Genomic DNA, 20,208 nt, shown 5'->3' with positions numbered 1-20,208 from the left:
TCCTTTGTCCAGCTCCGCCGACTAGCCCCTCGAGGTCATAAGTCAAAGCTGAACGAGGGTATAGGGCAACCCTCTTTTCATCTTCGCCTTATGCTTGTCGGGGCTGGACGAGTCGACTCCGCTTTTCCAAGGCCGCGCGGTGAGCCAGCTAATGCTCCGCATTACGCTGTCTCACCTGTCGCTTCTCTGCCGCAGGAATCTACGGATGCGACACGGAACTATTGCTTAAAGGAATATCTTTATCTTGTTTACAAAGATATTGCATTCAGTTATTTCTTGGACAAACTATTCTGCTTGATAGATAGAACAAATTAAAAACCCCTTCTCGCGATCTGCAAGAAGAGGTGTCAAATTTGTATCAGCAGATATCTTAGACGGTCTGTTGTTTTTTCAGGTCTGTGATGTAGTCTTTGATCTGCTTCATTCCATCGAGGCTGCTGATGAGAATGGAAGGATCAATGAGCGTGATGAGCCGGTCGCCGACCTGGGCGACGGATGTGAAGTATTCTGTTTTTTTGTAGGCTGCCAGTCCGATTTCCTTGAATTGATCAAGCGGTATATCAAGAATTTCTTTTGCTTCTTTGACTTTAACAGCGATTGTAAGCTCATCGGTTTTTAGAACGAGAAGCTTTTGCTCCTGATTTGTCAGAGAACGGTTATAGAGAATATCTTCAAAGTCCAAAACCGGTATGAGTTCACCGCGTACTTCTGTGATGCCAGGCATAAAGGATGGTAAATGTGGAACAGGTGTAATTTTTTCGTCTTTTTCAATCGAAATTACGTTTTCAATGGAAATCGCATACTCTTCATTTCCACATTCAAAAACAACTACTTTTTTACTGTTTTCCATTACTTCCAGCCCCTTTATATCAGATGAACTAAATGTACCATAAGAAAAAAGTCCTGCCAAGCATTTAGATAGTTTACATAATAATATTATTGTAGCTTAATTTATTTTATGTGGCGTTTGTTTGTTAAATAAAAAAGCCGGGACATCACGACTGATCGTAATTTGTCCCGTCTTCGCTCATGAAAATATTATTTTGCAGCTGTTTCTTTCACAATTTGTGTAAGAAGTTCGCTCAGTTTTACAAGCTCTTCGATTGGCATGCGTTCGTTTGTCGTGTGGATCTCTTCATAGCCTACTGCGAGATTAACGGTTGGAACGCCCATTCCGGCGATGACGTTTGCATCGCTTCCGCCTCCGCTCGTTAGAAGCTCAGATGGACGTCCGATGGCAGCTGCTGCTTTTTGTGCGATCTGGACAACTTCATCATCTGCACTGAATTTGAAGCCTGGATACATAATCTGAATATCAACATCCGCTTTTCCGCCCATTTCGGCTGCTGCCTGTTCAAAGGCTTCTTTCATTTTAGCCGTTTGTGCTTCCATTTTTTCCGGCACGAGTGAACGGGCTTCTGCAAGCACATCAACGCGGTCACACACGATATTTGTTGCGCTCCCACCTTCAAAACGTCCGATATTAGCCGTTGTTTCTTCATCAAGTCGCCCAAGCGGCATATTGGCAATGGCTTTTGATGCAATCGTAATGGCAGATACACCTTTTTCCGGCGCTACGCCTGCGTGTGCCGTTTTTCCGTGGATCACCGCTTTGACTTTAGCCTGTGTTGGTGCGGCAATGATGATATTGCCCACCTTCCCGTCACTGTCAACAGCAAAGCCGTACTTTGCTTTCACGTAATCAGGGTTGAGCGCTTTAGCTCCAACAAGTCCTGACTCTTCTCCAGCCGTGATAATAAACTGAATATCGCCGTGCTCAAGGTTTTGCTCCTGCAGCTGTTTGATCATTTCAAGCATCGCAGCAATTCCGGCTTTATCATCTGCACCAAGGATTGTCGTACCGTCTGAGTAGATGAAGCCGTCCTCTTTAATCTGAGGCTTGATTCCCTTTCCTGGTGTAACGGTATCCATATGTGAAGTGAAATAAATCGTATCAATACCCTCGGCATTACCTTTTAAGGTAAAGATCAGATTGTTGGCTCCGTGTCCTGTTTCATTCATACTGCTGTCTTCTTCAATCTGAAGACCAAGATCCCCAAATTTCTTCTTTAATACAACAGCGATTTCTGCTTCATGTTTTGTTTCAGAGTCTACCTGAACAAGCTCCATAAATTCCTGTACAATACGTTCCTGTGTCATATTAAAACCTCCGGCATCCTGTTATGGTGAATGTTTAGTATAACGACTAGTCTGACTGCTGTCTATCGTTATGAAAGTGCCTGGATTCAACCGTTTTTAAAGTGGTATATTCCCGTGCTTTTTCTTAGGACGTTCCTCTTTTTTATTTCTCATCATCTCGAGCCCCTGAATCAATTTGATACGTGTTTCTCTCGGATCTATAACGTCATCAACCATTCCTCTTGAAGCGGCAACAAATGGGTTGGCAAACTTTTCGCGGTATTCTTCAATTTTGCGCGCGCGCGTTGCTTCAGGATCCTCGCTTTGTGCAATTTCTTTGGCAAAGATAATATTGGCTGCACCTTGAGGGCCCATTACCGCAATTTCAGCATTCGGCCAGGCAAAAACGAGGTCTGCTCCGATCGATTTACTGTTCAGTGCGACGTAAGCACCGCCGTATGCTTTTCTGAGGATCACTGTCATTTTTGGTACGGTTGCTTCAGAATATGCGTATAGAATCTTTGCACCGTGACGAATAATGCCGCCATGCTCCTGTTTAATGCCCGGGAAGAAGCCTGTTACGTCTTCAAACGTAATGATCGGAATATTAAAGGAGTCACAAAAACGGATAAAGCGTGACGCCTTGTCACTTGAGTCAATATCAAGACCGCCTGCCATCACTTTTGGCTGATTACACACAAGTCCAACAACCTCGCCCTTTATGCGGGCAAGACCAATGACAATATTACGTGCAAACTCCTTTTGTACTTCCATAAATGAGCCTTCATCCACGACCTGATTGATAACGACACGCACATCATATGGTCGGATCGGATCAAATGGAATCGAATCAGCAAGATCCGGACGATCATCGCTTTCACCTGATGGAGTGGTCATTGGCGGCCGTTCTTCACTAGATTGCGGAAGGTAGCTCAGTAGCTGTCTGACCTGCTCCAATGTTTCCTGTTCTGTTTCTGCTCGGAAATGTGCATTTCCGCTGATCGAATTATGTATTTTTGAACCACCGAGATCCTCTGCAGAGATTTTTTCACCTGTAACGGTTTCAATGACTTTTGGTCCTGTGATAAACATCTGACTCGTCTGATCCACCATGAAAACGAAATCAGTAATCGCTGGTGAATAAACTGCACCGCCTGCACAAGGACCCATGATCACAGATATTTGCGGCATCACACCAGAATAAATCGAGTTCCGGTAAAAAATCTGACCATAACCATCAAGTGATACAACACCCTCCTGAATTCTGGCACCGCCTGAATCATTCAGCCCGATAAATGGAGCGCCATTTTTCGCTGCAAGATCCATCACATTCGCAATTTTAGCAGCATGCATTTCACCTAAGGCTCCTCCAAAAACAGTGAAGTCCTGTGAAAATAAATAGATCGGGCGGCCGTTTACTTTACCGTAGCCTGTTACGACGCCGTCTCCAGGACCTCTTTGAGATTCCATGCCAAAATCGCTGCAGCGGTGCTCAATAAAAGGATTCAGTTCAACAAATGATCCTTCATCGACAAGAAGATCAATTCGTTCCCTGGCTGTCAGCTTTCCTTTTTCATGCTGACGCTCGATTCTTTCATCTCCTCCTCCAAGCTCAATTTCTCTTCTTCTGTCGTACAATTCATTAATTTTTTCAAACATATCACTCACTGCTGCTCTCCTCCGTTACGATAAGAATGGTCACAAAGTTCATATAACACGCCTTTTGCCTGCTTAGGATGCATAAAAGCGACCTGCGCTCCGGCAGCACCGGCTTTTGAATGATCAGAAGTAAAGCGGATGCCTTTAGATTTCAGCTCCTGCATTCGTTCATCAATGCCAGTCACACCGAATGCCACGTGGTGAATGCCCTCACCTTTTTTTTCAATAAAAGCCGCTACGGGTGAGGTTTCGCTGAGCGGCTCAAGCAATTCAATCTTTATATTTCCGGCATCGAGAAACGCGACCTTCACACCCTGCTCCTCAACCGTTTCTTCCTTTAAAAAAGTAAGCGTTAACATTTCTGTATAAAAAGGAAGCGTCTCTTCAATGGAACGGACAGCAATTCCGATATGATCGACCTTTTTCATTCCACTCATCCCCTCTCTTTCGACATTCTTATTGTAACGGCAAAATGCCTGATTGACTACCACTTGCACGTGTATGTAGATGCATGTACAATAAAAATACTATGCACTTCAGAAGGAGAGAAATGGTTTGCGTAATCGTACGTTCAGAAAAGTCATTGTCTATTTGATGATCTTTGCCATGCTAGCTTCAACACTTGCTATCGGTTTATCATTTGTTGCGTTTTAAGATTTGATTCTTTTTTATTGAAAACCTAAAAAGCGAAAAGGCACCTGATATGCCTTTTCGCTTTTTAGGTTGGTAGATCCTTTAAAACCGTGCCGGGTCATTCCTTCGCTTTCCGTGGCCGGGCGGTGAACCCGCCTGAGCTTCGCCCAGTCGGTTTCACCTGACCCTTTCCGCCACAGGAGTCTACGGAATGACCCGGCACTCTATTTTCACTTTGATTTGTAAGTATATTTTCAAAGAAATCTAATTAAGAAAAACCATAAAACATTTTAGTATCAGGATCTATTTGAAACTTACTGATCATCCCTTTTCTAGGTAGTCCAAGGAATAATTAAGCACTCTGTGTGTGTTGATTTCTAATTAACATTATTCAGACAGATCATACGAATGAAAAAACGCAATGGCAGGATGCCATTGCGCTTTTTTATGCGTTTTCTGTCAGGCGGTCTTTGCTTTTTTTAGGGATGCCTCTGAAGGATTGTTTGATTTGCAGGTATTCTTCCATTTCGCGGATGAATTGAAAGAGGTTGGCTCTTGTTTCGAATTCTTCGCGTGAGTCAGGAAGTGGCATTTGTTCGAATTCAAGCTTCATGTCATAGAGTTTTTTCAGATATAGCACCGCGGTGTTTCCGGGGTGAATATGACGGCTCAGGTCTTCAACAAATTCTGCTACAAATTCCCTTTGTTCAACGCCTTTGGATAAGGAAGCAATCAGGGGTAGCATTCGTTCGATCAGTTCAAACTGTTTTTCTCTCATGTTGAAGTATAAATAATAAATGCTTTCATTTCGTAAAAAGTGATTTTCAACGTCCTGGAAGGCCAGTGTTTTGGCCTTCTTTATGAGATCGGCGGTTTCTGCAATTTCTTTGCCGTCCCAGTCTGTGTCCTGATTTCTCAGGTAGGCGGCCATCTGAATGAAGATAAGCCGGAATTGCTGTTCAAGTTTTTCCTGGTACGTGCTGAGTTTTGATTCCACGCTTGGCATGTATAAATTCATCAGAAGAGCGATTCCTACCCCGATGAAAATGAGCATCAGTTCATTTCCAATCAGGTTCAGCGTAATATTACCTGAGTCAAATAAGTGGAGAATGATGACACTGCTTGTGACAATTCCTTCTTTGATTTTAAGCATGACGGCTGTTGGAATGAAAAGCAGGAGCAATAAGCCAATCACGGCCGGATGAAACGCGATCCCTTCAAAAAACACAAAAGAAAAACCCATGGAAAGCACACAGGCTGCCACACGGCTCCATGATGCTCTGACCGACTTTCTTTTTGTGTTCTGAATACAAAGTATGGCGATGATGCCTGCAGAGGCAAAGTTTTCGAGCTGAAGCATGCCGGCCAGCATGATCGCAATGGCCGTTCCCGCAGCCGTTTTAATCGTACGGTACCCTATTCGAAACATTCGGTGATTCCTTTCCACTGAAATAGAAAAAAGATGATCCGGATGATCATCTTTTTTCTTTATTATAACACTTTCTGAAGAAAATTCTGCGCACGCTCTGTTTTTGGTGCGCTGAAGAAATCAAGCGGCTGTGCTTCTTCGACGAGCATGCCTTCATCCATGAAGATGACGCGATCTGCTACTTCACGTGCAAATCCCATTTCGTGCGTGACAATCATCATCGTCATGCCGGTTTGAGCAAGTGATTTCATAACATCCAGCACCTCTTTTACCATCTCCGGGTCAAGTGCTGATGTCGGTTCATCAAATAACATGACAGAAGGTTCCATCGCAAGTGCACGTGCAATCGCTACACGCTGCTTTTGTCCTCCTGACAGACGGTTTGGATATTCATTCGCTTTTTCTGAAAGACCTACTTTTTTCAGCAGATCAAGCCCAAGCTGCTCGGCCTCTTTTTTTGATTTGCCTTTTACTTTAATCGGTGCATATGTCACGTTTTCAAGTGTGGTCATATGAGGAAACAGGTGAAAATGCTGAAACACCATCCCCACTTCTGAACGAAGCTTTTGCGGGTTATATTTCGCACTTGTGATTTCGTCCTGCGCGATCGTGATTTTTCCTTTTGTCGGGGTTTCAAGCAGGTTCAGACAGCGTAGGAAAGTTGATTTACCGGATCCGGATGGACCGATGACAACCACAACCTCACCTTCTTTAATCTCTGCATTGATCTCCTTCAGCACTTCAAGGCTGCCGAATGATTTATATAATCCTTCTACTTTAATCACTTCTTCTCATTCTCCCTTCAACCCATTTTCCGGCGAAAGTTAAGACCAGAACCATCAGGTAATAAATCAGACCCGCAAATAAAAGCGGCTCAAGGAAGGCAAATTTATCACTTCCGACGATATAGGCTCTTCTCATGATATCAGTTACACCGATGACTGTCACAATCGCGGACTCTTTTGTCAGCGTAATGAATTCATTCATCAGTGCAGGCAGAATATTTTTCATTGCCTGAGGTAAAATAACGTCCTTCATCATTTTGTTATAAGGTACACCAAGTGCCATAGCGGCTTCTTTCTGACCTTTATCGACTGCCTGGATACCGGCACGGATGATTTCAGAAATATAGGCAGCCGAATTAAGGGCAAATGATAAAATAGCGGCTGTATAAGCTTCAATCTGTGTCCCAAACAGCTGTGGAGATGCGTAGTAAATAATCATCAGCTGTAAGACGAGCGGCGTTCCCCTGAAAATCGATGTATAAGCGTCCGCAAACCATCGCAAAAATGGTACACGCCCTATTTTAAATAATGATAATATAATTCCGATTGCAAATCCCAGTAGTCCTGCAATTAATACGATCTGCAGGGTCACCCAAATTCCCTGAAGAATATAGGGCATGGAAGGGATAATCTGTTGAAAGTCCATATCTATTCCTCCTCATTCATCAACAAAAGAAAAGAGTGCTATCGCAAGCTCCAGCACTCTTTGATCCATTTATTCAGCAGCTGCTCCGTCAAACCATTTTTCTGCAAGCTTATCAAGCTCTCCTGACTCTTCAAGCTCAGCGAGGACCTCATTGAATTTTTCTGTCCATTCGCTGCCTTTTTGAAGGGCAACAGCTGATCCCGCTTCCTGCTCATCTACTTCAATCGTTTCACCGACAAGCTCTTCGTTGCTGTCGAGATAACCTTGAGCAACTGTATTTTCAACAATAATTGCATCAAAACGTCCGTTGATAACGTCCTGCATTAATTCAGGGATACGGTTTCTAGTTTCGACTGTAATATCCATCTCTTCAGCCAGTCCATCCACATATTCCTGCTGGATGGATCCAAGCTGTACGCCTACCGTTTTACCATCAAGATCTTCCGGCGTAGCCAGACCGCTTCCATCCATTGAAATAATCATATCCTGTGCAACATAATAAACGTCTGTGAAATCCACATTTTCTTTTCGCTCTGCTGTTGGCGTCATTGCAGCCATTACAAAGTCAACCTGATCGTTCGTTAACGCTGTAACAAGACCGCTGAACTCCATATCAATGATTTCAAATTCAAAGCCAAGCTCGTCAGCAATCATATTCGCAAGGTCAATGTCGTAACCAATAATCTCATCACCCTGAGCTGTATCAACATATTCAAATGGGCGGTAGTCAGCAGACGTTCCCATGGTCAGCATCGGCTTTTCTTCAGAAGATCCACTTCCGTTTGATGAAGCCTCCTCCTCTGAACTTCCGCAGGCACTCAGCACCATGGCTCCCGATAACGCAGTCAGTAACATATATTTCTTCATTATTTCTTCCCCCTCAAGTATCTTTATACATCATTTTGTATATTTATTATATTTGTATTTTACTGATCACGAAATAAATATGCAATACCTTTTAATAAATATACAAAATAAAAGTTTATTCTGACAATTCATTGTATTTGTAGCAGCAAGACAAAACACATCTATTTTATTTACTTTCTTTTCAAAGAATTTAAGGAGGGTTTTATAGCTGATGTGGAGGGACGGGACCATACGCAGACTCCTGTGGCGGAAAGGGTCAGGTGAAACCGGCTGAAGCACAGACGGGTTCACCCCCGGCCTTAGAAAAGCGGAGGCGACTCGTTCAGCCCCGACAAGCATAAGGCGAAGATGAAAAGAGGGCTGACTTTTGCCCTCGTTCAGCTTTGACTTATGACCTCGAGGGGCTAGTCGCCGGAACGAGACAACGAGCGGAGTATGGTCCCGTCCCGGATTAATCGAAAAAACCGGAACCACTCTGAATGAGCGGTTCCGGTTTCGTTATCTATTATACTTCTTCACAATGTACTTCAAAAATACTCTGAAGGTTTGCGATGACTGACATTGGATCGTGTCCTTCAATCTCATGTCTTTCCACCATCGTTACAACCTTCCCGTCCTTCATTAATGCAAATGAAGGAGATGACGGCGGATAACCTTCAAAATAGCTTCTCGCTTTAGCCGTTGCCTCTTTATCCTGACCGGCAAATACCGTGACAAGACGATCCGGGCGCTTATCATAATGAATCGCGTGTGCTGCAGCAGGACGGGCAATTCCGCCTGCACATCCACAAACGGAGTTCACCATTACAAGTGTCGTACCCTCTTGCGAAAGAACGTCTTCCACTTCTTCCGGCGTCGTCAGCTGCTGATAACCGGCTGCTTCTATTTCATCACGTGCCTGACGTACTACATCATTCATGAAAATGTTAAAATCCATACTCATATTAAAACGCTCCTTTTACAGGTGATTACAGTTTAATCATAGTGTACATATCGGACTTTATCAACTATGTTGAACCCGTTTTCAAACGCTGCATAAAAAATTTCATCTTTTTTTCATTTTGTGGTTTAAAATGTCCTCACGTTGGCAATACTATAAAAGAATCTAGATTTAACCCCTAAACTCCCTAGATTTCTTGGCGGCCGTCAGTGATGACAGCCGTCCTTTTTTATGTCCTCGCATTTATTCCTCAAACAGCTTGTCTACCGCTTCTGTCGGGGAGAGCTGATGTTCTCTCACCCGCTCCTCAAACTCTTTCAGACGTTCTCTGCGATTTCCCTGTGACAAAAAATGATCATATAAGCGGTCAAGCAGCATCTGGTTCATCCAGTCAACGGATTGCTCACGTCTTCTTTTTTCAAACTGTCCGCTTTGTCTCATCTGCTGTTCGAATTCAACGATCAGCTGCCATAGTTCATGCACACCCCTATTTAATATAGCTGAGCAGGTGTAGGCTTCAGGTTTCCAGCCTTCTGTTGCCGGCGTCAGAAAGTGCAGGAGCTGGCTGAATTCATTTCTTGTTTTGCGTGCAGCCTGCTCATTATGACCGTCTGCTTTATTAATGACGATGGCATCCACAAGCTCCATAATGCCTTTTTTCATTCCCTGCAGTTCATCACCAGCGCCGGTCAGGGTGAGGAGCAGGAAGAAATCGACCATTCCTCTGACCATGCCTTCGCTTTGTCCGACCCCGACCGTTTCAACGAGGATAAGATCATAGCCTGCTGCTTCACAAAGAAGCATTGTTTCACGTGTCATTCTTGCTACCCCGCCAAGCGTTCCTGCTGATGGTGAAGGCCGGATAAATACATCAGGATGATTGGATAAGGTTTCCATCCTCGTCTTGTCCCCAAGAATACTCCCGCCGGAACGGGATGAGCTCGGGTCGATCGCAAGAACTGCTATGCGTTTTCCTTCCTGCACCACATTGCTTCCAAACGTTTCAATCCACGTGCTTTTACCCGCTCCCGGCACACCTGTAATGCCGATCCGGATACTGTTCCCTGTAAAAGGGAGCAGCATGCCAATCAGCTCCGAAGCAAGTTTGCGGTGATGAGGGCTTTTACTCTCAATCAATGTGATTCCTTTTGACAGTGCACTCCTGTCTCCGTTTCGTATCCGTTCAGCTATATCAGTAATAGGAATGCTTTCCTCTTTTTTTCGCCGGAACGTCTTTTTGGCTTTAGTCATTCCCGACGACTTCCTCATAACCGAGACGCTGATAAATTTCTTCAATGACTTTTTCTGCAGCAGCCGGGATGACGGTTCCAGGACCAAAAATCGCGGAAGCACCATTTTCAAGAAGAAAAGCATAATCCTGAGCCGGGATCACACCGCCAATCACGACCATGATGTCTTCACGTCCCCAGTTTTTCAGCTCTCTGATTAATTCAGGCACTAACGTTTTATGACCCGCAGCAAGAGAACTGACACCAATTACATGCACATCATTTTCAACGGCCTGTGTCGCTGTTTCTTTCGGTGTCTGGAAAAGCGGTCCGATATCCACATCAAAACCGAGGTCCGCAAAAGCGGTTGAGATGACTTTCGCCCCTCTGTCATGTCCGTCCTGTCCCATTTTGGCAATGAGAATTCTTGGTCTTCTTCCTTCATTTTCAAGAAAATCAGCGGTCATTTCCCGAACGTTTTCAATCGCCTGCGCATCAGAATAACTCTCACTGTAAACGCCGCTCACAGAACGGATCACAGCACGGTGCCTTCCGCTCACGTGCTCAATCGCATCGGAAATTTCGCCGAGTGTCGCGCGGAGCCTTGCAGCTTCAACCGCTTTTTCAAGAAGATTTTCCTCTCCGCTCTCAGCCGCCTGCTTCAATGCAGCTAAAGCCTGTTCCACCGCTTTCTCATCGCGTGATGCACGAAGTTTTTCAAGGCGTTCGACCTGACTCTTCCTCACTTTTTCGTTGTCGATCGAAAGGATCTCAATGTCTTCTTCCTGCTCCAGACGATATTTATTCACGCCGATAATGGTTTCCCTGCCTGAATCAATTTTCGCCTGCCTTTTTGCAGCTGCTTCTTCAATTCTCATTTTAGGAAGACCTGTTTCAATCGCTTTTGTCATTCCGCCAAGTGACTCAATTTCTTCAATATGACCCCAGGCTTTTTCCATGAGCTGATCGGTAAGAGCTTCCACATAGTAGGAGCCTCCCCACGGATCAATAACATCCGTAATGCCTGTCTCATCCTGAAGGTATAGCTGCGTGTTTCTTGCAATTCTCGCTGAAAAGTCAGTTGGCAGGGCAATCGCTTCATCAAGTGCGTTTGTGTGAAGAGACTGCGTATGCCCCATTGCTGCAGCGTGTGCCTCCATCAGCGTTCTCATAACATTATTGAATGGATCCTGCTCAGTCAGAGACCAGCCCGACGTTTGGGAGTGCGTTCTAAGGGCGAGTGACTTTGGGTTTTGCGGGTCAAACTGTTTCAGTAATGTTGCCCACATTCTCCTCGCTGCCCTCATTTTCGCCACTTCCATAAAGTAATTCATGCCAATTCCCCAGAAAAACGACAGACGCGGCGCGAACTGGTCAATATCGATTCCGGCCTGAATGCCTGTACGGACATATTCAAGGCCGTCTGCGAGTGTATACGCGAGCTCTACATCAGCCGGTGCTCCAGCTTCCTGCATATGATAGCCTGAGATAGAGATTGAATTGAACTTTGGCATATTGGATGCAGTATAAGCAAAAATATCCGCAATGATTTTCATGGACATGTCCGGCGGATAAATATACGTGTTACGGACCATGTACTCTTTTAAAATGTCATTTTGAATTGTTCCGGACAGTTTCTCAGGTGATACTCCCTGCTCTTCAGCCGCTACGATATAAAAGGCCATAATCGGCAGCACGGCTCCGTTCATTGTCATGGATACTGACATCTGGTCAAGCGGAATACCGTCAAAAAGAATCTTCATATCCTCAACAGAATCAATCGCCACACCAGCTTTTCCAACATCACCGGTTACTCTTGGATGATCGGAATCATATCCTCTGTGGGTAGCCAGATCAAACGCAACCGACAATCCTTTTTGACCCATTTCAAGATTCCGTCTGTAAAATGCATTACTTTCTTCTGCCGTCGAGAACCCGGCATACTGTCTGATCGTCCATGGACGGCTCGTATACATGGTCGGATAAGGTCCTCTCGTGAAAGGAGCGAGGCCCGGAAGATCCTGCATATGCTTTGCCGACTTGATATCAGCTTCCGTATAGTAATCCTTAATCTTTATTTCTTCGTTCGTCAGCATTTCACTTTCCTTAAGCGACAGCGTTTCTTTTATGTTTGTGTAATTAAATGAAGACTGATTAAATTCAGGCATTCTCTTCCTCTCCTTCCCCTTCAAATAAAACCTTTTCAAGAAAGTCAATCATATCAAGACCTTCATAGACGGAACCGTCGAGATCAGGATAAACATCCTGAACATTCCCAGCAGCAAAGAGCTTCTGATGTCGGTTCTTCTCGCTTAAAAGGTTTGTTAAATGCTCTTTGTAAATGTCATTACTGCCACAGGCAATGAGGACATCCGCTTTATGATCATTTTCGTCCACTTTAACTCCGGCAGCTGCAAATACACCTTTTACAAAGTCTGCCCGTGGTTTATAGTCTTTTAACTCTCCCATTGTTACGAGGGAAACAGATCTGGTCTTTTCCTGCTGAACCCGTCTGATTAATTGATCCCAAGACTGACCGATGGTACGTCTGTTGTCTGCAGGGGTCGCATTTTTCGATAACTCGGCATAGCGGTTCATGCCGACAATCGTTGTTTTGCGCGTTCTCACATTCTGGTCTCTCTTTGACCAGATTTCATCCACTTTTTTCTCCAGCCAGCCGTCTTTCACGAGGTCAGAATAGCTGCCGCGTTTTTGCATATCACAAAACATCTCCCACGCTTTTTCCGCCAGCTCCTTCGTCAGATGTTCAATATAGTAAGACCCGCCAGCCGGATCCTGGATGTGCTGCAGGAACATTTCCTCTTTCAAAATGAGCTGGAGATTTCTTGCGGCCCGGGAAGCTTGAGGAGAAGGGTCTGCAGATTGCTCGTATGGTGCCGTATACAAATAATCCACGCCGGCAAGAACGGCTGCAAAAGCTTCATTACCCGCTCTTAAAAGATTGACGTGCTGATCCTGAGAGCTCTTTGTAAAAGCAGAAGTCTCACTGCCAATCGTGATTGCCTGATCCATCCCATAATAGGAAACGAAATGCTTCCATAACACCCGGAACGCCCTGATTTTAGCAATTTCACTGAAAAAGGCGGATCCTGTTGAAAATGACGCGTGCATTTTTGAGAAGGTTTTCTGTGGATCCCATCCAAAAGATTCAGCTATCTCTATCCATTCAGCTGCCTGCGCGAGCACAACAGCTAATTCCTGTACAATACCTGCTCCCTCGTTATGCCAGCGCACAGCTGTTAAAGGAATCGTTCTCAGTACAGGATGAGATTCATCAAGTTGAACCCACGGTTTAAACCAGTTCCCGTCCTTCTTATCTCCAGTTAAGGCAGAATGTGCATTGATTCCGAAAACACCTTCAATTTGTTTAGCTGACGAAAGAATGGCTTCATGCCAGCCGATAGCTTTTTCGTCTAAAATCAGGTAAACGTTCGGGTTTTCCATCAGATTCAGCGATTTTTCTGCATCAGCAGCCGTCCAATGCTCAAAGCGTTCAGCTGATAGGACTTCTGTGCCTTTTTCAAGCTCACTCTTCAGCCTGTTTAATGCCACGTCTGGATGGAGTCCATTCACACGCTGCGTGATTTTAAACCCTGACTCACTTTTCCACGTTCTGGCCGGATGGTTCTCAGGTATCTCCGGTCGTTCTGTATATAAAGGATTAATATGAATCCCATCAATGGTCTTTTTATGTATGCTGTGAAGCGGTTTCCCCTTGAGCGCCGCTTCTGCACTCTTTTCCCAGTCCTGCAATGAGTGGACCGGAAAAGTTGTATCCCTGTTGTTCATAGCCGTGCTGCAAATGCAGCTCCCTCCCTTGTAATCGTTTTCATTTTTGAGCAGCGATAATGGATCATGCGCTACCTTCAGTATAATGAAAAAACCTTTCATTGAAAAGAAGAGCCGGTCGCACTCATGCGGCCGGCTTCTATTCATTAATAAACGGAAGTGTTTTCAGATGTATTTTCAAGGATTTCCTTTACACGCTGAAGGAATCGTCCGCAGACAAGACCATCAAGAACGCGGTGATCGAGTGACAGACAGAGGTTTACCATATCTCTGACAGCGATCATACCATTGTTCATCACAACCGGACGCTTGACAATGGATTCAACCTGAAGGATGGCAGCCTGCGGGTGATTAATGATGCCCATAGACTGTACAGATCCGAATGAACCGGTATTATTCACCGTAAACGTTCCGCCCTGCATATCTTCAGACTTCAGCTTGCCGGCACGTACTTTGCCTGCCAGCTCATTGATCTCACGGCCGATGCCTTTGATCGTTTTTTCATCTGCATGCTTAATTACCGGAACAAACAGTGCATCATCTGTTGCGACAGCAATTGAGATGTTAATGTCCTTTTTCTGAATGATTTTATCTCCCGCCCACATAGAGTTCATTTGCGGGAACTCTTTTAACGCCTGAGCAACAGCCTTGACGAAGAATGCGAAGTAAGTGATGTTAAAGCCTTCTTTTTGTTTGAAGTCAGCTTTGATCGAGTCGCGGTAAGCAACAAGATTCGTTACATCCACTTCCATCATCGTCCAGGCGTGCGGTGCTTCATGCTTACTCTTCAGCATGTTGGCAGCAATCGCTTTCCGCACACCTGTTACAGGAATTTCAATATCACCAGGTGCTGACGGTACTGAAGTCTGCTGCTTTGGCTGCGCAGCCGGCTTTGGCGCTTCTTCCATGCGCGTTTCCTGCACTGGTGCTGCTGAAGGAGCTGAAGATGCGGTAGGAATTTCACCGGAATCAATAATTTTTTGAAGGTCTTTACGTGTGATACGTCCTTCTTTTCCTGATCCCTGTACCTGAGTCAGGTCAATGCCGTGCTCCTGTGACATCCGCATAACAGCAGGAGAATAGCGTGCTTTTGAACCATCCTGTTTAGATCCTTGAGGCTTTGCAGGCGCAGCTGAAGCTGAAGACTTTTCAGCAGGCGCATCCTTTTTCTCAGGTTCAGCAGCCGGTTCAGAACCGCCTCCTTCCACTTCAATCGTACAGATGACTTCCCCTACTTCAAGCGTATCGCCTTCTCCGGCAATCAGTTCTTTAATGACGCCAGTAAAGGAGGAAGGAACCTCTGCATTTACTTTATCCGTATTGACTTCAGCGATTGGATCGTATTTATTAACAGTGTCTCCTGGCTGAACCAGCCATTTTTCAATCGTACCTTCAGTTACAGACTCCCCTAACTGAGGCATGGTCATTTTTTCAATTCCCACAGAAACGGCCTCCTTTTATCGATTAATATTCAGCTAGTTCTTTCATGGCTTTTTCCACTTTATCCGGATTAACCATGAAGAATTTTTCCATTGTTGGTGCATATGGCATCGCCGGAATATCAGGACCAGCAAGACGCATAATCGGTGCATCCAGATCAAACAGGCAGTTCTCTGCAATGATGGCAGCCACTTCACCCATAATGCTTCCTTCTTTCGTGTCTTCTGTAATAAGAAGTACTTTACCTGTCTTTTTAGCTGCTTCAATAATGGCTTCTTTATCTAATGGGTAAATTGTGCGAAGGTCCAGAACATGAACACTGAAACCGTCCTCTGCAAGACGCTCTGCAGCCTGCAGGGCAAAATGTACACAGAGACCGTATGTAATCACTGTAATGTCCTCGCCCTCACGCTTTACATCCGCTTTACCAATTTCAATTGTATAATCCTCTTCAGGAACCTCACCTTTAATCAGGCGGTAAGCACGCTTATGCTCAAAGAACATAACCGGATCATCGTCACGGATCGCCGCTTTCAGCAGGCCTTTCACGTCATATGGTGTTGAAGGCATGACAATTTTAAGCCCCGGCTGATTGGCAAATACAGCCTCCACTGATTGTGAATGATAAAGAGCTCCGTGAACACCGCCGCCATAAGGGGCACGAATTACCATCGGGCAGCTCCAGTCGTTATTTGAACGGTAGCGGATTTTAGCCGCTTCTGAAATGATCTGGTTGACTGCAGGCATGATAAAGTCAGCAAACTGCATTTCAGCGATCGGACGCATACCATACATGGCTGCACCGATTCCTACGCCTGCAATCGCAGATTCTGCAAGTGGTGTATCAATCACGCGGTCTTCTCCAAACTGATCATACAATCCGTTTGTCGCTTTAAATACTCCGCCTTTTTTCCCTACATCTTCACCAAGGACAAACACGCGCTCGTCCCGTTCCATTTCTTCTTTCATCGCTAATGTAACAGCATCAATATATGACATTACCGGCATCGGTTGATCCCCCTTTAGTTTTGCTCTGCGTAAACGTATTTCAGCGCTGATTCAGGATCTGCATATGGAGCCTTTTCAGCATATTCAGTCGCTTCGTTGACTTCTTTCATAATCCGGTCATTGATTTCCTTTTCAAGCGCATCATCCATCACACCGTTTTCCTTCAGGTAAGCGCCAAACGTAATAATCGGATCCAGCGATTTCGCTTTTGCCACTTCATCAGGAGAGCGGTAAGCACGGTCATCATCATCTGAAGAGTGAGCTGTCAGACGGTAGGAAACCGTTTCAACAAGGGTTGGACCTTCTCCTCTTCTTCCGCGGTCAGCCGCTTCCTTTACTGCCTTGTACACTTCAAGAGGATCATTACCATCTACCGTAATACCAGGCATCCCGTAACCGATCGCACGGTCCGATACGTTTTCACACGCCAGCTGCTTTTCAATCGGAACGGAAATCGCATATTTATTGTTTTCACACATAAAGATGACAGGGAGCTTATGAACACCTGCAAAGTTCGCTCCTTCATGGAAGTCTCCCTGATTGGAAGAACCTTCACCAAAAGTAACGAATGTCACGAGATCCTTTTTCTCCATTTTTCCGGCAAGCGCAAGCCCAACAGCGTGAGGAACCTGCGTTGTAACAGGAGATGATCCTGTTACAATTCTTTTTGCCTTATGTCCGAAGTGACCCGGCATCTGACGGCCGCCTGAATTCGGATCTTCAGCTTTGGCAAATCCGGAAAGCATCAGTTCACGTGCGGTCATACCAAAATGAAGCACAACACCCATGTCACGGTAATATGGAAGTGCATAATCCTTCTCAACATCAAGGGCAAATGCTGCTCCAACCTGAGCCGCTTCCTGTCCCTGACATGAAATCACAAAAGGAATTTTTCCAGAACGGTTTAACAGCCACATACGCTCATCAATTCTTCTCGCAAGGAGCATTGTTTCATAAATTTTCAGTACATCATCGTTTGTTAAACCCAGTTCTTCATGGCGATTTTTACTCATGTTTTCAACCTCCTGATTCATCATTATGAATGAATAGCCTTTCCATCAACTGCAAGGGCCGCTTCCCCGATCGCTTCACTTAACGTCGGATGCGGATGGATCGTCTGGCCGACTTCCCAAGGAGTGGCATCAAGCACACGCGCAAGCCCTGCTTCAGAGATCATATCTGTGACGTGAGGACCGATCATATGAACGCCTAAAATGTCGTTTGACGCTTTGTCAGCAATGATCTTTACAAAGCCGTCAGATTTCCCGAAAACAAGCGCTTTTCCGATTGCTTTAAACGGGAATTTTCCGATCTTCACGTCGTATCCCTCGTCCTTCGCCTGCTGTTCAGTCAGACCGACACTTGCTGCTTCAGGGCTTGAATAAATACACTTCGACACAAGGCTGTAGTCGATAGGTGATACGTCCAGTCCTGCAATATGCTCAACAGCGTGAATACCTTCATGTGAAGCAACGTGTGCAAGCTGAAGCCCGCCAATCACATCACCAATTGCGTAAATGTGGGATTCCTTCGTCTGAAGCTTGTTGTTCACCTTAATAAATCCGTTTTCCACCTGGATGTCTGTGTTTTCAAGACCGATTCCTTCCGTATTGGCACTTCGGCCAACGGACACAAGAATTTTTTCAGCGGAATATGTAACCGTTTCACCTTTTACTTCAGCTGAAATGGATACACCGTCTCCCTTTTCGGCACTTGCTGCATCGACTTTTGCACCTGTCACAATGGTGATTCCTTTTTTCTTCAGCAGCTTCTCCATTTCTTTTGATACATCCGTATCCTCTGTCGGGATAATACGGTCTGCATACTCAAGAACGGTTACGTCAACGCCGAAATCGGCCATCATGGATGCCCATTCGATCCCGATTACGCCTCCGCCGACAATGATCATAGATGCTGGCAACTCTTCAAGCTCAAGCGTTTCATCCGAGCTCAGAATATGCGTGCCGTCAATGTCTAGGCCAGGCAGTGAGCGCGGTCTTGAACCCGTTGCGACTATGACATTTTTCGGAATTAGCATTTCATTTTCAGTTCCGTCCGTCATTTCCACTGAAATCGTACCCGGCATAGGGGAAAAAATGGATGGTCCAAGAATTCGTCCAAAGCCGTCAAAAACATCGATTTTACCCTGTTTCATCAGGTGCTGAACACCTTTATGAAGCTGATCCACAATCGCCTGTTTACGCTCCTGCACTTTAGTGAAATTTAATACCGCCTCTTTAATATCAACGCCAAAATCGGCAGCATTTTTTGCTGTAGCAAACACCTCTGCACTTCTTAACAGTGCTTTACTCGGGATACACCCTCTGTGAAGGCATGTTCCACCGAGCTTTCCTTTTTCAACGATTGCCGTTTTCAACCCAAGCTGTGAGGCACGGATCGCCGCAACGTATCCGCCAGTCCCTCCGCCGAGTATGACGAGATCATATTCTTCTGCCATGAAAATTCCTCCTGTCAGCTTTTTACTGAAACATTCCCTAATGGATATACTTTCGCAGCCTCTTCTTCACGAAGCACGCGGAGCGCTCCTTCTGCAAGAGCCTGAAGTTCATTTTCACCCGGCTGCACGATGACATCGGCAATCCAGTCAATGCGCTCACGGATCAGTTCAACAAAATCTTTTCCGTAAGCAAGACCCCCTGTTAAAATGATGGCATCTGCTTTGCCTTTAATGGCTGCAGCCGCTGCACCGATTTCCTTTGCCACCTGATAAGCCATCGCTTCATATACTTTTTTTGCTTTCTCATCACCGTTTTGGATCATCTGCTCAACCTTTACGGCATCATTCGTGCCAAGATAGCCAACGAAACCCCCCTGGCCTACGAGCATTTTCATGATCTCTTCACGGTAATAATCCCCTGAAAAACAAAGTTCCACTAAATCTCCAGCCGGAACGGTCCCTGCCCGCTCCGGACTGAATGGTCCATCCCCGTGCAGTCCGTTATTCACATCAACAACCCGTCCATTTTCATGAACGCCAACCGTAATTCCCCCGCCCATGTGCGTGACAATAAAGTTAGAGTCTTCGTAAGATTTCCCTAACTCCCTGGCTACACGGCGGGCAACAGCTTTTTGATTCAGCGCGTGAAAAATACTTTTTCGTTCAATCAGAGAAAACCCCGAAACGCGGGCGATGTCTGAAAGTTCATCCACCACAACCGGATCCACGATAAAGGATGGTATGTTCAGGCCCTGTGCAATCTCATAGGCGATAATGCCGCCAAGATTGGAAGCATGCTGACCGGAATAGCCTTTGCGTAAGTCCTTAAGCATTGCTTCATTCACTGAATAGGTTCCACCCTCGATCGGGCGCAACAGACCACCGCGTCCGCACACGGCATCGAGTCTTGAAATATTCATTCCTTCCTCATCAAGCGCTTCAAGAATCGTCTGCTTTCTGAACTGATACTGATCGATGATTTTGTTGTAGCTGTCTATCACACTTGAATCATGCCGAATCGTTTTTTCAAGAATAGCTGTTTCGCTGTCAAACACACCAATTTTCGTTGACGTTGAACCCGGGTTGATTACTAATATACGGTAGTTTTGATCCTGCACGTTTTTCCCTCCAGTAATACAGACCAGTGCCATTGAATCATCAAGGG

18 protein-coding genes are annotated in these 20,208 nt (G+C 45.3%); 1 reads left to right on the top strand and 17 read right to left on the bottom strand.

Going from position 1 to position 20,208, the window contains the following annotated elements; all coding sequences use genetic code 11:
• Positions 1 to 370: 370 nt before the first annotated feature.
• From H7968_RS05415 to mce, 4 genes are all read right to left on the bottom strand, one after another.
• Entirely contained in the window at positions 371 to 850 is a 480-nt protein-coding gene (locus tag H7968_RS05415) for a chemotaxis protein CheW (RefSeq protein ID WP_227395208.1), read from the bottom strand.
• A 188-nt stretch (positions 851 to 1,038) separates the two neighbouring features.
• Entirely contained in the window at positions 1,039 to 2,160 is a 1,122-nt protein-coding gene (locus H7968_RS05410) for a M20/M25/M40 family metallo-hydrolase (RefSeq protein WP_227395207.1), read from the bottom strand.
• 96 nt (positions 2,161 to 2,256) lie between these two features.
• On the bottom strand, positions 2,257 to 3,798 hold the full coding sequence (locus tag H7968_RS05405) for an acyl-CoA carboxylase subunit beta (RefSeq protein WP_227395880.1): 1,542 nt from the start codon (positions 3,796 to 3,798) through the stop codon (positions 2,257 to 2,259).
• A 5-nt stretch (positions 3,799 to 3,803) separates the two neighbouring features.
• Positions 3,804 to 4,226, bottom strand: a complete 423-nt coding sequence (mce, locus tag H7968_RS05400) for a methylmalonyl-CoA epimerase (protein ID WP_227395206.1) — start codon at positions 4,224 to 4,226, stop codon at positions 3,804 to 3,806.
• Positions 4,227 to 4,353: 127 nt separating this feature from the next.
• On the opposite strand from mce, the gene prli42 reads away from it, so the two are divergent.
• Entirely contained in the window at positions 4,354 to 4,452 is a 99-nt protein-coding gene (gene prli42 / locus H7968_RS05395) for a stressosome-associated protein Prli42 (protein WP_166805909.1), read from the top strand.
• A gap of 424 nt (positions 4,453 to 4,876) precedes the next feature.
• Here the strand turns inward: prli42 and H7968_RS05390 are convergent, their stop codons facing one another.
• The 13 genes from H7968_RS05390 to buk form a co-directional block, all read right to left on the bottom strand.
• Positions 4,877 to 5,860: an aromatic acid exporter family protein gene (locus H7968_RS05390; RefSeq protein WP_227395205.1), complete on the bottom strand. Its 984-nt coding sequence runs from the start codon at positions 5,858 to 5,860 to the stop codon at positions 4,877 to 4,879.
• Between the two features lie 62 nt (positions 5,861 to 5,922).
• Complete coding sequence (locus tag H7968_RS05385) at positions 5,923 to 6,645, bottom strand: amino acid ABC transporter ATP-binding protein (RefSeq protein WP_134376559.1); 723 nt, start codon at positions 6,643 to 6,645, stop codon at positions 5,923 to 5,925.
• Positions 6,638 to 7,297 (bottom strand): amino acid ABC transporter permease, encoded by a 660-nt coding sequence (locus H7968_RS05380; protein ID WP_227395879.1) that lies wholly within the window; start codon positions 7,295 to 7,297, stop codon positions 6,638 to 6,640. Before H7968_RS05380 ends, H7968_RS05385 begins: the two co-directional genes overlap by 8 nt.
• A gap of 63 nt (positions 7,298 to 7,360) precedes the next feature.
• Entirely contained in the window at positions 7,361 to 8,158 is a 798-nt protein-coding gene (locus H7968_RS05375; RefSeq protein WP_227395204.1) for a transporter substrate-binding domain-containing protein, read from the bottom strand.
• Between the two features lie 505 nt (positions 8,159 to 8,663).
• On the bottom strand, positions 8,664 to 9,101 hold the full coding sequence (locus tag H7968_RS05370; RefSeq protein ID WP_227395203.1) for a BrxA/BrxB family bacilliredoxin: 438 nt from the start codon (positions 9,099 to 9,101) through the stop codon (positions 8,664 to 8,666).
• 240 nt (positions 9,102 to 9,341) lie between these two features.
• The gene (gene meaB, locus H7968_RS05365; protein WP_227395202.1) at positions 9,342 to 10,349 is read right to left on the bottom strand and encodes a methylmalonyl Co-A mutase-associated GTPase MeaB; all 1,008 of its coding nucleotides are present in this window, start codon (positions 10,347 to 10,349) and stop codon (positions 9,342 to 9,344) included.
• Positions 10,342 to 12,495, bottom strand: a complete 2,154-nt coding sequence (gene scpA, locus H7968_RS05360) for a methylmalonyl-CoA mutase (RefSeq protein WP_227395201.1) — start codon at positions 12,493 to 12,495, stop codon at positions 10,342 to 10,344. Before scpA ends, meaB begins: the two co-directional genes overlap by 8 nt.
• On the bottom strand, positions 12,488 to 14,137 hold the full coding sequence (locus tag H7968_RS05355; protein ID WP_227395200.1) for a methylmalonyl-CoA mutase family protein: 1,650 nt from the start codon (positions 14,135 to 14,137) through the stop codon (positions 12,488 to 12,490). Before H7968_RS05355 ends, scpA begins: the two co-directional genes overlap by 8 nt.
• Positions 14,138 to 14,283: 146 nt before the next feature.
• Positions 14,284 to 15,579 (bottom strand): dihydrolipoamide acetyltransferase family protein, encoded by a 1,296-nt coding sequence (locus H7968_RS05350; protein ID WP_227395199.1) that lies wholly within the window; start codon positions 15,577 to 15,579, stop codon positions 14,284 to 14,286.
• Between the two features lie 22 nt (positions 15,580 to 15,601).
• The gene (locus tag H7968_RS05345; RefSeq protein ID WP_134376566.1) at positions 15,602 to 16,585 is read right to left on the bottom strand and encodes an alpha-ketoacid dehydrogenase subunit beta; all 984 of its coding nucleotides are present in this window, start codon (positions 16,583 to 16,585) and stop codon (positions 15,602 to 15,604) included.
• Between the two features lie 14 nt (positions 16,586 to 16,599).
• Positions 16,600 to 17,598 (bottom strand): thiamine pyrophosphate-dependent dehydrogenase E1 component subunit alpha, encoded by a 999-nt coding sequence (locus tag H7968_RS05340; protein WP_134376567.1) that lies wholly within the window; start codon positions 17,596 to 17,598, stop codon positions 16,600 to 16,602.
• Positions 17,599 to 17,621: 23 nt separating this feature from the next.
• Complete coding sequence (gene lpdA / locus H7968_RS05335) at positions 17,622 to 19,043, bottom strand: dihydrolipoyl dehydrogenase (RefSeq protein WP_227395198.1); 1,422 nt, start codon at positions 19,041 to 19,043, stop codon at positions 17,622 to 17,624.
• A 14-nt stretch (positions 19,044 to 19,057) separates the two neighbouring features.
• Positions 19,058 to 20,194: a butyrate kinase gene (gene buk, locus H7968_RS05330; protein ID WP_264476668.1), complete on the bottom strand. Its 1,137-nt coding sequence runs from the start codon at positions 20,192 to 20,194 to the stop codon at positions 19,058 to 19,060.
• Positions 20,195 to 20,208 lie beyond the last annotated feature (14 nt).

This window comes from Jeotgalibacillus aurantiacus (assembly GCF_020595125.1).
Classification (GTDB): Bacteria; Bacillota; Bacilli; order Bacillales; family Jeotgalibacillaceae; genus Jeotgalibacillus; species Jeotgalibacillus aurantiacus.
This window is presented reverse-complemented; position numbering and strand designations above follow the sequence as displayed.

Coding starts and splice junctions, on each gene's coding strand:
- H7968_RS05410 (WP_227395207.1), bottom strand. CDS start 2,160: ATGACACAGGAACGTATTGTACAGGAATTTATGGAGCTTGTTCAGGTA.
- mce (WP_227395206.1), bottom strand. CDS start 4,226: ATGAAAAAGGTCGATCATATCGGAATTGCTGTCCGTTCCATTGAAGAG.
- H7968_RS05340 (WP_134376567.1), bottom strand. CDS start 17,598: ATGAGTAAAAATCGCCATGAAGAACTGGGTTTAACAAACGATGATGTA.
- scpA (WP_227395201.1), bottom strand. CDS start 12,495: ATGCCTGAATTTAATCAGTCTTCATTTAATTACACAAACATAAAAGAA.
- H7968_RS05405 (WP_227395880.1), bottom strand. CDS start 3,798: ATGTTTGAAAAAATTAATGAATTGTACGACAGAAGAAGAGAAATTGAG.
- H7968_RS05375 (WP_227395204.1), bottom strand. CDS start 8,158: ATGAAGAAATATATGTTACTGACTGCGTTATCGGGAGCCATGGTGCTG.
- H7968_RS05355 (WP_227395200.1), bottom strand. CDS start 14,137: ATGAACAACAGGGATACAACTTTTCCGGTCCACTCATTGCAGGACTGG.
- H7968_RS05370 (WP_227395203.1), bottom strand. CDS start 9,101: ATGAGTATGGATTTTAACATTTTCATGAATGATGTAGTACGTCAGGCA.
- buk (WP_264476668.1), bottom strand. CDS start 20,194: ATGGCACTGGTCTGTATTACTGGAGGGAAAAACGTGCAGGATCAAAAC.
- H7968_RS05415 (WP_227395208.1), bottom strand. CDS start 850: ATGGAAAACAGTAAAAAAGTAGTTGTTTTTGAATGTGGAAATGAAGAG.
- H7968_RS05390 (WP_227395205.1), bottom strand. CDS start 5,860: ATGTTTCGAATAGGGTACCGTACGATTAAAACGGCTGCGGGAACGGCC.
- meaB (WP_227395202.1), bottom strand. CDS start 10,349: ATGACTAAAGCCAAAAAGACGTTCCGGCGAAAAAAAGAGGAAAGCATT.
- H7968_RS05345 (WP_134376566.1), bottom strand. CDS start 16,585: ATGCCGGTAATGTCATATATTGATGCTGTTACATTAGCGATGAAAGAA.
- lpdA (WP_227395198.1), bottom strand. CDS start 19,043: ATGGCAGAAGAATATGATCTCGTCATACTCGGCGGAGGGACTGGCGGA.